The sequence below is a fragment of the Xenorhabdus vietnamensis genome (genome assembly GCF_002127535.1).
Classification (GTDB): Bacteria; Pseudomonadota; Gammaproteobacteria; order Enterobacterales; family Enterobacteriaceae; genus Xenorhabdus; species Xenorhabdus vietnamensis.
This window is the reverse complement of the sequence record NZ_MUBJ01000012.1, coordinates 15,571-30,297: the sequence shown is the minus strand read 5'-3', so window position 1 is coordinate 30,297 and position 14,727 is coordinate 15,571. Positions and strand designations below refer to the sequence as shown.

General features: G+C 38.2%; 15 protein-coding genes. 5 read left to right on the top strand and 10 right to left on the bottom strand.

Annotated elements, in window-relative coordinates:
• Nucleotides 1-19: 19 nt before the first annotated feature.
• A complete protein-coding gene (locus tag Xvie_RS11875; protein ID WP_086109525.1) occupies nt 20-883 on the top strand; it encodes a fructosamine kinase family protein in 864 nt (287 codons plus the stop codon).
• A 176-nt stretch (nt 884-1,059) separates the two neighbouring features.
• On the opposite strand, the gene Xvie_RS11870 is transcribed toward Xvie_RS11875, so the two are convergent.
• Nucleotides 1,060-1,599, bottom strand: a complete 540-nt coding sequence (locus tag Xvie_RS11870; RefSeq protein ID WP_086109524.1) for a YniB family protein — start codon at nt 1,597-1,599, stop codon at nt 1,060-1,062.
• Between the two features lie 206 nt (nt 1,600-1,805).
• Here Xvie_RS11870 and hxpB point away from each other — a divergent pair, with 206 nt between their 5' ends.
• From hxpB to Xvie_RS11855, 3 genes are all read left to right on the top strand, one after another.
• A complete protein-coding gene (hxpB, locus tag Xvie_RS11865; protein ID WP_086109523.1) occupies nt 1,806-2,471 on the top strand; it encodes a hexitol phosphatase HxpB in 666 nt (221 codons plus the stop codon).
• Between the two features lie 281 nt (nt 2,472-2,752).
• Entirely contained in the window at nt 2,753-3,343 is a 591-nt protein-coding gene (locus Xvie_RS11860) for a metal-dependent hydrolase (protein WP_086109522.1), read from the top strand.
• 482 nt (nt 3,344-3,825) lie between these two features.
• A complete protein-coding gene (locus Xvie_RS11855) occupies nt 3,826-5,217 on the top strand; it encodes an L-cystine transporter (RefSeq protein ID WP_086109521.1) in 1,392 nt (463 codons plus the stop codon).
• Nucleotides 5,218-5,498: 281 nt separating this feature from the next.
• Here the strand turns inward: Xvie_RS11855 and htpX are convergent, their stop codons facing one another.
• From htpX to ftnA, 8 genes are all read right to left on the bottom strand, one after another.
• Nucleotides 5,499-6,383 carry a protease HtpX gene (htpX, locus tag Xvie_RS11850; RefSeq protein ID WP_086109520.1) on the bottom strand — a complete coding sequence of 295 codons (885 nt, stop codon included), beginning with the start codon at nt 6,381-6,383 and terminating at the stop codon, nt 5,499-5,501.
• 177 nt (nt 6,384-6,560) lie between these two features.
• Nucleotides 6,561-8,657 carry a carboxy terminal-processing peptidase gene (gene prc, locus Xvie_RS11845; RefSeq protein WP_086109519.1) on the bottom strand — a complete coding sequence of 699 codons (2,097 nt, stop codon included), beginning with the start codon at nt 8,655-8,657 and terminating at the stop codon, nt 6,561-6,563.
• Nucleotides 8,658-8,676: 19 nt separating this feature from the next.
• The gene (gene proQ, locus Xvie_RS11840) at nt 8,677-9,375 is read right to left on the bottom strand and encodes an RNA chaperone ProQ (protein ID WP_086109518.1); all 699 of its coding nucleotides are present in this window, start codon (nt 9,373-9,375) and stop codon (nt 8,677-8,679) included.
• Nucleotides 9,376-9,486: 111 nt separating this feature from the next.
• Nucleotides 9,487-9,969 (bottom strand): GAF domain-containing protein, encoded by a 483-nt coding sequence (locus Xvie_RS11835; protein WP_086109517.1) that lies wholly within the window; start codon nt 9,967-9,969, stop codon nt 9,487-9,489.
• A 572-nt stretch (nt 9,970-10,541) separates the two neighbouring features.
• Entirely contained in the window at nt 10,542-10,892 is a 351-nt protein-coding gene (locus Xvie_RS11830) for a YebY family protein (RefSeq protein WP_086109516.1), read from the bottom strand.
• A gap of 85 nt (nt 10,893-10,977) precedes the next feature.
• On the bottom strand, nt 10,978-11,913 hold the full coding sequence (gene copD, locus Xvie_RS11825) for a copper homeostasis membrane protein CopD (protein ID WP_086109515.1): 936 nt from the start codon (nt 11,911-11,913) through the stop codon (nt 10,978-10,980).
• The gene (gene copC, locus Xvie_RS11820) at nt 11,913-12,299 is read right to left on the bottom strand and encodes a copper homeostasis periplasmic binding protein CopC (RefSeq protein ID WP_086109514.1); all 387 of its coding nucleotides are present in this window, start codon (nt 12,297-12,299) and stop codon (nt 11,913-11,915) included. The genes copD and copC overlap by 1 nt, the downstream gene beginning before the upstream one ends.
• Before the next feature lie 292 nt (nt 12,300-12,591).
• Nucleotides 12,592-13,098 (bottom strand): non-heme ferritin, encoded by a 507-nt coding sequence (gene ftnA, locus Xvie_RS11815; protein ID WP_086109513.1) that lies wholly within the window; start codon nt 13,096-13,098, stop codon nt 12,592-12,594.
• Nucleotides 13,099-13,432: 334 nt separating this feature from the next.
• On the opposite strand from ftnA, the gene Xvie_RS11810 reads away from it, so the two are divergent.
• Nucleotides 13,433-13,663: a DNA polymerase III subunit theta gene (locus tag Xvie_RS11810; RefSeq protein ID WP_086109512.1), complete on the top strand. Its 231-nt coding sequence runs from the start codon at nt 13,433-13,435 to the stop codon at nt 13,661-13,663.
• Nucleotides 13,664-13,709: 46 nt separating this feature from the next.
• Here the strand turns inward: Xvie_RS11810 and pip are convergent, their stop codons facing one another.
• Entirely contained in the window at nt 13,710-14,663 is a 954-nt protein-coding gene (gene pip / locus Xvie_RS11805) for a prolyl aminopeptidase (RefSeq protein WP_086109511.1), read from the bottom strand.
• Nucleotides 14,664-14,727: the final 64 nt, after the last annotated feature.

Genomic DNA, 14,727 nt, shown 5'->3' with positions numbered 1-14,727 from the left:
CAACTTAATGAGGTGAACCATGTGGCAAGCAGTTAACCGTCTATTAAGTGAACATTTTGGTGCCGCTGAAATTCACGATAAAATGGAACTGGTAGGAGGAGATATACACCATGCTTGGTACATTAAATATGGTGAACAACATATCTTTATCAAATCCAACGAGAAGGAAATGCTGCCAATTTTTAAGGCGGAGGCAGAACAACTAGAATTACTAGCTCGCAGCAAAACAACTCGTGTTCCCAATGTTTATGGTGTTGGTCACGACCGCAATTATAGCTTTCTACTGCTGGAACATTTACCTATAAGGCCATTCGACGCGCATAGCGCATACCTTTTTGGTCAACACCTTGCTAAGCTGCATCAATGGAGTGAGCAACCTAAATTCGGTTTTGATTTTGATAACATGCTAGCAACCACCATACAACCTAACGGATGGCAAAAGCGCTGGCATAATTTTTATGCCGAAAAACGTATCGGATGGCAATTGCAACTTGCCGCTGATAACGGAATGATATTTGGCGATATTAATCAAATTGTCCAAATAATCAGTGAGAAATTACAAAATCATCACCCTCAACCCTCCCTCCTGCACGGCGATCTATGGCCCATGAACTGCGCATCATTATACAATGGTTGTGCTGTTATTTTTGATCCTGCTTGTTATTGGGGAGATCGTGAATGTGATCTGGCGATGCTGCCATTTTACTCTGATCTTCCTTTGCAAATATTTGATGGTTACCAAAGTGTCTGGCCATTACCCCTAGATTTTCTTGAGCGTCAATCTATTTATCAACTCTATTATTTGTTGAATAAATGCAACCTTTTCGGAGGAGATAGCTTCATCGTAGTACAAAATATGATTGATAAACTTATATCTGAATAGACATGAGAAAAATTTATTAATATTACACGGATTCGTCCTATATTTGAGAAATTTCACTTATTAGTCGAATTCGCGTAAAACAGATATTATCATGACATTTAAAATGTATAATTTTTCTTTAACTAAAGAACAGAAAAGAGCATCCTTGCGCAGCTATTAACTACTATTTAATTATATTACCACCCCAACAATTTGCACAAAAAATAAGCTACCGTACCGACAATGACTGGTGATATATAAAGGGTAAAAATCTGGCTAAATAAAGAGTGGCGGGGAAATTTAACTTTAGCCTCTAATTGTTCTTTGGTTATTCCGCTTTCCTTCACATTTTCAAGAATAATTTGATCTTCAATACGTTCTTTGATGAATTTAAATTGACGATACATTCTCAAACCAGACGCACTCATTGCCAAGCCAACAAATATCAGAATATAAATAACAAGAAAACTCATATTTTGCCCTGTGATTCCAACAATACGATCAGGGATTGGAGAGTTTTTCCAGAAAAAATCCAAAAATGGTGTATTGAATTTAATCATTTCTGTCATTATCTTAAGAAAATCATTCAATACCGCATTAACACCATCACCTTCAATACCATGTTGCCACGCCAGATTAATCACGGAAACAGACGTTGACAAAAAGGCGGGTACAAAAATAATCCAGCCTAAGATTCGTTTAGCAACAGCAACATATCCAATTTGTTGATACGTCATTATATTCCCCATTGGCATAAATCATTTCATTTTTACTCAATGATAGCTCATAAGAAACCAACTTTAACCCCATTTATAGAGTAATTATCTTATTTTTCCTATAAAACTATTTCTTTCTTTGTTATCACCCATAACAAGATTTAATCTACCAGGATTGTTACAATCAAACCTCATTAATTATCATCATCATCGCGGAGAGATATGAAATGTCATTTTGTTTATCTATAGACGCCGCCATTTTTGATATGGATGGCTTGCTGATTGATTCTGAACCTTATTGGGAACAAGGCGAAAAAAACGTATTCAGTGAATTAGGATTAGATTTGAATTTAGCTACAGACTTACCTGATACATTGGGATTACGAATCGATCAAGTTGTTGAGCTATGGTATCAAGCATCACCTTGGCAAGGTGTCTCCAAAAGTGAAGTTGAGCAACGCATCATCAATCACGTGGTTCAATCAGTTAAAGAAAACCGCCCTTTACTGCCTGGGGTAGAATACGCTTTGAATCTCTGCCGCGAACGTGGGTTGAAAATCGGTCTGGCCTCAGCCTCTCCCTATGAGATGCTCGAACAAGTACTTGAATTGTTTAATCTACGACATTACTTTGATGTTATCGTTTCTGCAGCACACTTACCTTATAGCAAGCCACATCCCGAAGTTTATTTGCTGGCAGCGACTCAACTTAGAGTAAACCCAATTCATTGCCTCACATTAGAAGATTCATTTAACGGTATGATAGCAACCAAAGCAGCAAGAATGCGATCGATTGTCGTCCCAGCAGCCAGACATTTCAATGATCCACGTTGGGCATTGGCTGATATCAAACTGAATTCACTGGAAAAATTAACAATAGCAGATATTACTTAATAGCCATTGCGCTGCCATTATCCAATACCCATTTCTTCTGTACAGGGCAGCGCAAATATTAACCTCAATGTGTCTTTTTCACCTGATATAAACATAAATAAAAACAACATATTATACCTAAAAATTTTAAGATACAGAGCCGCATTTAAAAAATAAAGGGGATATATTAATAAATAAAAGATTTTTCTTATTTACCCTCTATCATCCTTATGCAAAACCCTCTATACTGCCTCACTGTATGTATAAACAGCAATCAGCATGAATAATTAATATAAATCGTTATGACAGCAGAAGGACATCTTCTTTTTTCCGTAGCCAGCCTTATATTGGCTCACCAGCTAGAAATCACACCAGAAATAGCACAGGGAGACTGGTTACACATGCTTCCCGGCGTGCTTCTGGCTTCATTGTTACCAGATATCGACCATCCAAGCTCAACTTTAGGTAGATTATTCCGTTTTATATCCATTCCAATTGCACGTTTATGTGGACATCGTGGATTTACGCATAGTTTATTAGCACTGCTCGTAGGGGTTACTTTATTCCAAACTGAAATACCTTCTGATTGGCCTATTCCAACTGACTTTGTCCATGCAATGATTATCGGTTACATCAGCCATCTTATTGCTGATATGCTTACTCCTGCCGGCATCCCACTCTTATGGCCCCTAAGAATACGTTTTTGCATCCCTATTCTTAGGGGAAAAGAACGCAAAAAAGCCGAACGCTTCATTGCTGTACTGGTAGCAGTAATCGCGATTATCCTTCCACAACATATCAATTTTTCATTTGCTCACTATTTTGACAAAGTACAATTTGACAAAATACCGTTCGATAAATTGCATGATAAGCTACAAAATTTCTACAAGTAGCTAATCAATCTATGCACAACAAACTATCGTAACCCCATTTAAAAATGGGGTTACCTGAAAAACATAAAAAATTCTTTTTAATTGCTTTTTATTGTTTTCCCTAAAGAGCTTTTAATTCGCCTAGCCATAATGCTAACAGCCTGAAAAAACAAACAGAAACACATTAGTGTATATAACCAATTAAACTAGTTAGTAAAAAACAATTATATTAAATTCAATTTAATTATAAGCAAGAGACTTCTTATACTGATAACATTCTACCCTAGGCGTTTCATGGTATGTATTCGATAGATTTAAAATTGAAATATAGCTTTTAAATCAGCAGATTGGGAGAAAGATAAAAATATTTTCTCATCATTCAGGGCAATTATATATCATGCAAAAAATATATATCATTATACAGATACACTTACTATCCATAGATTGCAAGCTGCACATCGCAACTCGGAATATAAAAAGTATGTAAGTTTTGGAGACTAGGGATGAACTTACCACTCATCATCAACGTGCTCGTTTTTGTAGCACTACTTATTTTATTAGCAAAAACGGGGTCAAATAAGTGGAGCTTGTCCAAAAAAGTTCTTGTGGCTCTAGTTGTAGGTGTCATTTTTGGACTAGCATTAAACATTATTTATGGCACCAACAATTCTACCGTAAAAGAATCAGTTAAATGGTTCGATATCGTCGGTAATGGTTATGTACAACTATTACAAATGGTTATCATGCCTTTGGTTTTCGCTTCTATCCTAAGCGCCGTTGCACGTTTACACAAAGCATCTTCCTTAGGAAAAATTAGCTTTCTTACCATTGGCACTTTACTGTTCACTACAGCGATTTCCGCTTTAATCGGCATTGTAATTGCCAATTTATTTGGTCTAAGTGCAGCAGGGTTGATTCAAGGTACTCAGGAAACGGCTCGTTTATCTGCAATTGAAAGCAATTATATTGGCAAAGTTGCAGATATGAGCGTACCTCAGATTATTCTTTCTTTTATCCCTAAAAATCCCTTTGCTGATCTGACGGGAGCACGCCCAACTTCTATTATTAGTGTTGTAATTTTTGCGACATTTTTAGGCATCGCCGCACTACAAATGCTTAAAGATGATCGTGAACGTGGTGAACGAGCCATCGCTGCCATTGATACTATGCAAATTTGGGCAATGAAGCTGGTTAGATTGGTTATGCGCCTCACTCCATACGGCGTAATGGCTTTAATGACTAAAGTTGTTGCCAACTCTAATATCCACGATATTACTCAATTAGGTAATTTTGTTGTTGCTTCCTATATCGCCCTTGGTTTGATGTTTATAGTACATGGCGGACTTTTGGCGTTGACTGGCATTAATCCCCTGAAATTTTTTAAAAAGGCAGGCCCTGTTCTAACATTTGCATTTACCAGCCGTTCGAGCGCTGCAAGTATTCCTTTGAATGTTGAAACGCAAACTCGCCGCCTTGGTATACCAGAATCCATCGCCAGTTTCTCCGCTTCTTTTGGCGCGACAATTGGGCAAAATGGTTGTGCTGGTATTTATCCAGCCATGTTAGCAGTAATGGTTGCACCAACTGTGGGTATTAATCCTTTTGACCCAGTGTGGATTGCAACTCTTGTGGGACTTGTGACTATTAGTTCTGCGGGTGTGGCTGGCGTTGGTGGTGGAGCAACATTTGCAGCATTAATTGTCTTGCCTGCCATGGGATTACCTGTCACTTTAGTCGCATTATTGATTTCTGTTGAGCCTCTGATTGACATGGGACGCACAGCATTAAATGTTAATGGTGCTATGGCTGCTGGCACAATCACCAGTCAATTGATGGGAGTGACCAATAAAAAAGTGTTTGAGCAAGATGAAGAAGCTGCATTGAACCAATTTTAATTCAAACCCAATAAAGTAGAATTTAACTTAAACGAGATAAAACTTAGCCTCCTTTGAACCTTACAGTCAGAGGGGGCATTTTTATAACTTTCTTCCCTCTAATTTCCTCTAAAGAAACTACTGTCACTAACATACATTTTCTCTGTGGATAAAAGAGATTAAAAAGGGGATCAAAAAAGCCGAGATTCATCATGATTCTCGGCTTTGTGTCTATTGGCTACCGGGTATTAAAATTTGCTAATAATTTAAGTCCTTTTCTTACCAAGAAAAAACTTACAGCATTATTTTATATATTCCCCACTACGCAGAGCTTCAATACGTTTGTCCAATGGAGGATGAGATAAGAACAATTCACTAAAACTCTTAGGTTTACCATTAATGCAAAATGCCATCATACTTCCCTCTTCCTGAGGTTCATAACTGGTCTTAAGGCGTTGCAGTGCAGCAATCATCTTTTCACGTCCAACCAATTTTGCTGATCCTGCATCTGCATGGAATTCACGGTAACGGGAGAACCACATGGTAATAATACTTGCCAGAATGCCAAATACGATCTCTAACACCATGGAAATCACCATGTAGACGATTGAATTGCCATTACTGCTGCCTTCACTTTTATCATCATTACTGGAAAGGAAACTTGCAGCTGCTTGTGCAATAATACGTGAGATAAAGATAACGAATGTATTCACGATACCTTGTAACAGTGTCATCGTCACCATATCTCCATTAGCAATATGGCTAATTTCATGTGCAATGACAGCTTCAGCTTCATCACGGCTCATATTATCCAGTAGCCCTGTACTAACTGCAACTAGAGAAGCATTACGACGTGCTCCTGTAGCAAATGCGTTAATATCCAAAGCGTCATAAATAGCCACTTGTGGCATAGTAATTCCAACCTGAGCAGCTTGACGACGCACAGTTTCCATCAACCAAGCTTCAGTTTCATTGGAAGGTTTTTCAATAACCTGACCACCAACAGAACGTAGAGCCATCCATTTCGACATTAATAAAGAAATGAATGCACCACCAAAACCAAATAAACCAGCCATAATCATGAGACCAGCAACACTACTCCGCTGAACTCCTGTAAGTGAAAGTATTATCCCAAACACTATCATGACAGCAAGGTTTGTGAGAAGAAATAAGGCGATTCTCATCATATAAATTTGCTTCCTTTAATTATCAAACAGTTCAACTCAGAGTTAAACTACAAAATGGGGACTGCCCCCATATCATTCAAGTTTTTTAAGATGTTAAGCGATAGAAACGACACAACTTTACAATATGATAAAAGGCTAGCTATTAAGCCGGCCTTTTATCTATAACGAATTTTAAAACTATTTCTTTACAACTACTTCGACAGGCTGGTGTGACAAATCCAGTGCAATTTTTACAGATTCATCTAAATAAGGATCCGGCCCTTTATAATCCTTTGGTAAATCATCAAGTGATTTGAGCAATTTTTTACCTTCTCTTTTAAAGCGCTCATTAAGATGATTCAACTTGTTTGTTTCATATTCTTTGTTTTCTTTTTCTCTTTGAGTGTAGTTCAAGGAATAAACACCATTACGTTCTTTAATGACTTTGTAGTAAGCAATATCCTGTTTGATATATTTGAACTCAGGATCATTAGCAATCCGTTGATTATGCAGTTTAGTCAGCAGAGGTATTAAATCTGAAATGACTTTCGAGGAAGTATAATGTGCAGGCTTAATGTTGTCCCAAGGTAATGCATTATCCTCTTTGTTTTCCCCTATATCAGAAGGCTCTTTCCCAGTAGGCATAATTATATCAGGTGTTACACCTTTAAGCTGAGTACTATCACCATTGATCCGATAAAATTTCTGGATTGTGTATTGCACGGAACCAATTTCTGGCCACTCAGGTAGAATCATCTGGTCATAAATACGATTCAAAGAACGGTATTGCTGAACGGTGCCTTTACCAAAAGTAGGCTCTCCTACAATTAATCCACGACCATAATCTTGCATCACCGCAGCGAAGATTTCAGACGCAGAAGCACTTCTATTATTAATCAGAACGACCAGAGGACCTTTATAATATATTGCCTCATCCGTATCTGATTCTTTCTTAATTCCACCCATATTATTTCGAATCTGAACCACGGGGCCTGTAGAAATAAACAAACCAGATAATGATACAGCTTCTGTCAAGGCACCACCGCCATTGCCGCGCAAATCAATTATAATTGAGGAAACACCGTCTTTAGCAAGCGTCTGCAATTGTACTTTTACATCGTTAGTCAAGCCGACATAGAAACTTGGTATATCTAAAACACCAACTTTCTCTTTTCCATCCGTCTTCACCGACATCTTGACAGCATTATCTTCAAGGCGAATATTCTCGCGGGTCAAAGTAACAATGTGGTTCTTTGCCCCTTTCGCACTTGGCGTAATTTCAAGGCGAACTTTACTCCCTTTCGGCCCTTTGATAAGAGCAACAACATCTTCCAAACGCCATCCAACAACATCTACTATAGACTTGCCTAACTGCCCAACACCAATAATTTTATCTCCTACTTTCAATAAATTACTTTTAGCCGCTGGGCCCCCTGCAACCAATGAACGAATAGAAATATATTCATCATCATATTGTAAAACAGCACCAATGCCTTCAAGAGACAAACTCATCTCTGAATTAAACTGTTCTGTATCACGAGGAGATAGATAGCTGGTGTGTGGGTCTATTTCACGGGCAAATGCCATCATAATACTTTGAAAAACGTCCTCACTTTTGGTTTGTGTGAGGCGTTTCAACAAAGTCCTATAGCGTTTGGTCAAAGTTTCTTTGATTTCTTTATCATTCTTGCCAGATAATTTGAGGTTTATCCAATCAAATTTAATTTTGGCATCCCAAAGTTTATTCAACTCCCCAATACTCTTTGGCCACGGAGCTTTGGCACGGTCAGTTTCAATTGTATCATGGCTGTTTAAACTAACAGGTTGCTCTAAACGAGAAAGCACATATTGATAGCGTTCAAAACGGCGCTTTTGCATCAGATTAAATAAGGCATAAGGAAGTTTTAACTCACCATTCTCAAGCTCTTTTCCTAATGTTCCTTTTTGAGTCGCGAACTGCGCAATATCAGATGCCAAAAAAACATTGTGCCCGTAATCTAGCTGATTCAGGTAACGATCAAAAACTTTCCCTGAGAAATCCGCATTCAGATAAAACTGGCGATAATGAGAATGAAGAAAGCGGGAAACAATCCGCTTACTTACTGTGGAATGCTGTATTTCCGATTTTAAATCTGGCAACTGACTCAAACTAATAACAGCTGTATTGTGACCATTAATGACATGGGCATTAGTAGCATGGCTACCGTCAGCGACATTACCATTAGTAGTATCTGCATAACCTGTACTAGAAAATGATAGACCTAAAACGAAAGCCAAATTAATGAGTTTGTTCATGCCCAAGTTGGCCTCCGTATCAGAACTTTAAGTGTTCTGCGCGTACAATCATTGCTAAACCAGTTGGCAACTGCACTCTTACACCATCTTTTGCAATTTCAAGCACAGATGCATCCATTAAGCTTTTTCCTACATTTACTTTGATTGTCTGACCGACTTTCAAAGAGGATACATCAGTGACTGAGATTAACTCAGGTTGGGCAGTTTTCTTTGTGGTTTCATCTGCAGGTTTACGCAATTGTTGCAGACGAGCTGGGCGCTTTTCACTATCCCCTGATATCTTCTGACGACGAGGAGCCGGCTTTTTACTTGCAGGGCGTTCACTTTTTTTGTCAGATACATTTTCAGTTTCACGTTTCTTAGCACGCTGTTCAGCACGTTGAGCCTGCACTCGCGCTTTCGCTTCTACCAGTTGTTGGCGCGCGTGTTCAATGTGTTCGACTTCTAATTCACCACACATATTTCCGTCAAGGTCAACACGTTGAGCACCTTCTTTAACACCATAGAGATAGCGCCAACTAGAGGTATACAAGCGTAGAGCAGAACGGAGCTGTGTTTTACTTAAACACTCTTCGCCTTGAATACGTTCAACAATGTCCTGGAAGATTCCAATCTTCAAAGGACGTGCTTCACCTTCTGCCACAAAGCAAAGCGGGAAACGCTCAGCTAAGAAAGCAATAACTTCTTTACTACTGTTCAACTTAGGTTGGGTATCCATGAATTTTCCTGATTACAACGGTTTGGCCAATCAGCGCAGGCACGAACAGGCGACATTATAATAGCGTTACTGATAAATGCCACTTTAATACATATATTAACTTACATTCTGTTATAGATATTTTGACACAACACATTGTCCCAAGTGCTCACAAAGCCTGATAATTAGCATTTTCAGGCCATTTTCATCGCCTTCGTCAAATCGATTAAAAATCGTGCTGTCAATGTCCAAAACTCCAATAACTTGTCCATTAATTTCCAAAGGAAATACAATTTCAGCATTACTGGCAGCATCACAGGCTATATGGCCTGGGAAAGCATGTACATCAGAAATACGCTGTATACTCTTATTTGCCACAGCAGTTCCACATACTCCCTTTCCTACAGGAATGCGAACACAAGCAATTTTCCCCTGAAATGGCCCTAATACTAGAGTATCATCATCCACTAAATAGAAGCCAACCCAATTAACATTATCTAAACGTTCGTACAACAAAGCACTTGCATTAGCAAGAGAAGCGATAAAGTCGTACTCACCTGATAGCAGTGCCATCAAACTATCTGCTAACTCTTGATAAAATTGTTTTCTATCCATAAACCCCTATACGCCAAATGAAATTAAAACAAAATTAATACAATAATTTAACATATGTTTTTGCCATATTTAACAGACTATTTCTTAAATTTCTCCAGAATACCGCTTGTCTTTCCAAATTTAAATTTCTTTTAATAACTTTTACCAGCATTCCCTTATGAAAGTTGAGGGTATATCACAACTTAGACTAAAAGATAACTTGATTTGCATTCAGAATCGTGCCTTTGTTCATATTCTTATTAAAAAAATACCTTAGTATTACTCTAATTATTTGTTTTATTTTCGTTTATTCATTATATATGCAAGAAAGCAAAATAATTTATTGAAAAGAGAGTAAAAGTATTCGCTCTTTATGATAGGCAAAAAAAGGCCGAGTTTACTCCTCTACTCGGCCTAGGGAAAATGGCTCTGTTAAAGAGCCTTACACTAAAAGTTTCCATTGAGACGTAGAACAACTTACCATTTAAAGCGTAGTTGACATGCAATAATTTACCAAATTTTAATCATTATCGGTTGAATGATGAGATTATGTTTTTTTCCGAAAATATCAACTAACCATTACTTTTTATCACTTATTTGTCACCTGAATGGTCACATAAAACCAATGCCGCTTTCTGGAATGGCTCAATACTCATTTTTTGGTTGGGATGTTCAGGATCATTTAAGAGGATCGTATCTAATGATGATGCAATAACTTTATTGGATTGCATAAGTTGTGTTGCTCGATCGTTCAATGGATACTGCATCAATGTGCTGGGATTTATCACAAATAATGCGTCACCTGATCGACAATCAAGCATAACCTCTTCGCGAGTAAATGCCCATTGTTTACCAAACTGTAGCTTGCTAATGGTTTTTATCGGTGCGGCTATCCCCTGAAAAGAGAGAAGCAAAAAAGGAATAGCCCAAAATAGTCGTTTCATTATCATTCCCCTGATAGGTACATATCGTGATTTTATCGCTAATTTTCCTGTTTATGTACCCGGTTTTACATCCATAATTCAAAAATCATGCAGGAGGTTGTGTTGCAAAGATAGCTACACATAGCAGTGCTGTTGTACCCAGAATAATTTCCAGCCAACTGTTGATTATCAATTGGTGATAACACCCTTTCTGCTTCAATTTTGGAACTAAAATATAGCGGTTTATCAAAGCTAAAAGTACCATTCCAATAACCAGAACTATTTTTAGCCATAGCATGGATTGATATTCAGAAAGAGCTCGACTGAAAATAGGCCAACCCGGAATTAGAATTACACTACTTACAATTCCCGTCGCAATCACCATAAAAACAGCAAGATGCCCATAACGAGAGAATTTTCTCATAGCTGACACACTGTCCGGATATAAGTTAATCGCGATATTTTCACTATTAGGGGATGAATCCGTTCCTGTTGTTTGCCTTAAACGCAAAAATTGTAAACACAGTAAGAATGGCCACAATCCCCCAAACCAATAACCAACACTCAGTAAATGAATAATCTGATTGACTTGAAGCAATAACCCTATGCTTCCTTCATGCATGACTGCATGCCCAATGAAGGCATGACTGGAGAGTAAAATGATTGAACAGCCCAACAACAGAAAATTACTGACCCTAATGTTGGAAAGGAACAGACCACCAATAGCAAGAGCAGCAATTAATAACTGCCATTTCCATACTTGTCCAAACGAGGTTCCCAACACAGCCAGCCAGACATCCGGAGCATAAACATCGTACCAGCCATCCCCCATTAATCCGGCCTGTATGATAAACCAGACTATTGAGGTTATGAAAGCCAGCACGGTACTGATTAAAACTCCAACTTTCAACCGTTCTCTCATTAGTGTAGAGAAACGTCCAGAAACAAGCATTACCGTAAATAAGCTGAGGCCGAACATCAATATAACGACCACAAAATGTGCGAAACGGCAGAATACGTATAGTGCTTCTAGAGAGATCATTATTTTACAGTAAAGCCATACACGCCTTTTGTCTTATGACCGTCGACAGAGAGTACACTCCAGTCAACACTGTATTTCCCCGCGGCAAGCTGACCTTCAACTGGTAAAATTAACTTAGTTTTGGTTTCAGGATCGAGTTCCAATTTACCAGTTTTAATCACGGTCTTTTCTGGGCCAATCAATTTTACCTTACTGAATCCAAGTTCAATACGTTCTGAAAAACTCAAAGTGATGGCTTGTGGGGCAGCTTCAACCGTTGTGTTTTCTGTCGGAGTCTGATCTTTCAAATGTGCATGAGCCAGAGCCTGTTGACAAGACATACCGACAAACAGAACCACAAGAGCAGATAATTTGGTCCAGGATGAACGGATGTTAAAAATAAACATATAGATAAGCCTTTAATATGCAGGTGGATTTTTTATGCTTGAGTGGGAATTCTATATCAAAAAATTTGTTTAATCTGCGGCAATCGACAAGTAATGTCTTGACCTGTGAGGCACTACGCAAAAATGGATATAAAAAGAGAGAGAACCGTAACTCCAATTTCACAATACATGAAAAAACACAAAAAACAGGAATTACGGTGAAAAATATAGATCAAATTGATTGACTACTTCTGAGCTATCGATTTCAAGTAACAGAGTAGCCAACAACACAACTAAAAATGAAGAAGATATATCAGGCGTGTGCTGGTGCCATAGATAATCCCTTAAGCTCTTTATCCAACAAGAACAGAGCTTTTCCACTTTCACCTACCATACCCAATTTATCCAGAATGGATTTGAACAGCTTTTCTTCTTCATGCTGTTCAGCAACATACCACTGCAAGAAATTAAAAGTAGAGTAATCTTGTGTCATCATCGCTACATGAGCGAGTTTGTTGATCTCTTCTGTGATCAATTTTTCATGCTCATAAGTCTGATTAAATACATCAGAGATAGAATTAAACTCAACTGGCGGTGCCTGAATAGCCCCCAGTACAGGCATTGAACCAGTGTCACCCAAATAATCAAACAAACGTTGCATATGCTGCATTTCTTCCTGTGAATGAGTTCTCAAAAATGCTGCAGCGCCTTCATATCCATTATCACTGCACCATGCGCTCATTTGCAGGTATAAATTCGCGGAATAAAATTCTAAATTTAATTGCTCATTTAATTCTTTGATCATTTCTTTTTTTAACATCGGCCAACCCTCTTAGTAATTCATTAATTACGGCGTATTATGCCAATTAATACCACATAAGACAAAAATAAAATAAAAATATTCAATTAATTGATAAATAACGATTTATTCATATCATCAAACAATAATAAATCTCATTAAATATAAGAAAATAAGAATCAATTTTATTTAATTATATTTTTATTCAAAAAATATTTTTTATGGAAATGAGAATTGGTATTATTTATATTTATCAGGCATTTTTTGGGCCTTATTTAAACAACTTGCTAAACCAAAAAGAGTCGCTTAACTTTCTTCCCAGAGAAATAAAAAATAAATTTTCAGAGAGGCCACAATGGAATATAACTTAGCCAAATTATCTAAAGATGAGATGGATAAGATCAATGTTGATTTAGCTGCATCCAGTGTCGCGTTTAAAGAACGCTATAACATGTCTGTCATTCCTGACACTGTTGAGCAAACACAACCATCACATCTACGAGAATATTTCCAACAACGCTTGCACCACTACCGCCAGCAATCGAGATTTCTGTCACGTTTGCCTTATGAACCCAAAAGTCGTTGAAGCGATAATAAAAAAATAACCACCTCTTTGCGGGTGGTTATCTCAGCTATTTTCCAACAAACTTATCAGTCGCCTTGATTAGTTGATGCAAAATACCTGCTTCATCAAAAGAGTGACCAGCACCTTCCACAATGCATAGCTCAGCCTCCGGCCATGCCTTTGCCAAATCCCATGCATTCTGTACCTGACATGCCATATCATAGCGTCCATGTATAATCACGGCAGGGATATGCCTGATTACATCAATATGATCCAGTAATTGCTGAGTTTCATCCATAAAACCATTATTGATAAAGTAGTGGTTTTCAATACGTGCAAATGCCAAAGCAAAATTATCTTCTGAGAAAGAATCAGAGCTTTCAGAAGGCAGTAATGTTACTGTTTCTCCTTCCCAGAGACTCCATAAACGTGCTGCTTCCAACTGAACTTGCAGATTTTCACTTGTCAGCCGTTTGTTATAGGCAGCTATCACATCTTTACGCTCTTCTTCCGATAGGATAGATAAAGTACGTTCCCATTTGTCTGGGAAAAAACGAGAAGCACCTTCTTGATAATACCAATTCAATTCTTGTGGACGGAGCAGAAAAATTCCCCTCAGCACCAATTCTGACACCCTATCTGGATATTTTTCAGCATAAGCCAGAGACAGCGTTGATCCCCATGACCCGCCAAAAACTAACCATTTCTCAGCCCCCATTAAATTACGCAGCCGTTCAAGGTCCTCTATCAAGTGCCAAGTTGTATTATTTTCCAAGCTGGCGTGAGGCTTAGAACGCCCACACCCGCGCTGATCAAATAACATAATATGATAGCGCTCAGGATCAAATAACTGGCGATGATAGTTTGCTATCCCTCCACCAGGACCTCCATGAATGAATACTGCGGGTTTACCTTTTGGATCCCCACATAATTCCCAATAAATCTGGTGTCCATCTCCCGTATCTAAATACCCTGTTTGATACGCATTATAAGCGGGATAGAGTTTCCGTTGTTCCGTCATAAAGCCCTCTTCATTGTTTAAACAAAACGGGATACTTTCCCAGTATCCCGTACATATTTAAAAG

Coding starts and splice junctions, on each gene's coding strand:
- Xvie_RS11870 (WP_086109524.1), bottom strand. CDS start 1,599: ATGACGTATCAACAAATTGGATATGTTGCTGTTGCTAAACGAATCTTA.
- Xvie_RS11830 (WP_086109516.1), bottom strand. CDS start 10,892: ATGAAACGACTATTTTGGGCTATTCCTTTTTTGCTTCTCTCTTTTCAG.
- Xvie_RS11875 (WP_086109525.1), top strand. CDS start 20: ATGTGGCAAGCAGTTAACCGTCTATTAAGTGAACATTTTGGTGCCGCT.
- copD (WP_086109515.1), bottom strand. CDS start 11,913: ATGATCTCTCTAGAAGCACTATACGTATTCTGCCGTTTCGCACATTTT.
- Xvie_RS11860 (WP_086109522.1), top strand. CDS start 2,753: ATGACAGCAGAAGGACATCTTCTTTTTTCCGTAGCCAGCCTTATATTG.
- htpX (WP_086109520.1), bottom strand. CDS start 6,383: ATGATGAGAATCGCCTTATTTCTTCTCACAAACCTTGCTGTCATGATA.
- Xvie_RS11855 (WP_086109521.1), top strand. CDS start 3,826: ATGAACTTACCACTCATCATCAACGTGCTCGTTTTTGTAGCACTACTT.
- pip (WP_086109511.1), bottom strand. CDS start 14,663: ATGACGGAACAACGGAAACTCTATCCCGCTTATAATGCGTATCAAACA.
- proQ (WP_086109518.1), bottom strand. CDS start 9,375: ATGGATACCCAACCTAAGTTGAACAGTAGTAAAGAAGTTATTGCTTTC.
- hxpB (WP_086109523.1), top strand. CDS start 1,806: ATGTCATTTTGTTTATCTATAGACGCCGCCATTTTTGATATGGATGGC.
- Xvie_RS11835 (WP_086109517.1), bottom strand. CDS start 9,969: ATGGATAGAAAACAATTTTATCAAGAGTTAGCAGATAGTTTGATGGCA.
- Xvie_RS11810 (WP_086109512.1), top strand. CDS start 13,433: ATGGAATATAACTTAGCCAAATTATCTAAAGATGAGATGGATAAGATC.
- ftnA (WP_086109513.1), bottom strand. CDS start 13,098: ATGTTAAAAAAAGAAATGATCAAAGAATTAAATGAGCAATTAAATTTA.
- prc (WP_086109519.1), bottom strand. CDS start 8,657: ATGAACAAACTCATTAATTTGGCTTTCGTTTTAGGTCTATCATTTTCT.
- copC (WP_086109514.1), bottom strand. CDS start 12,299: ATGTTTATTTTTAACATCCGTTCATCCTGGACCAAATTATCTGCTCTT.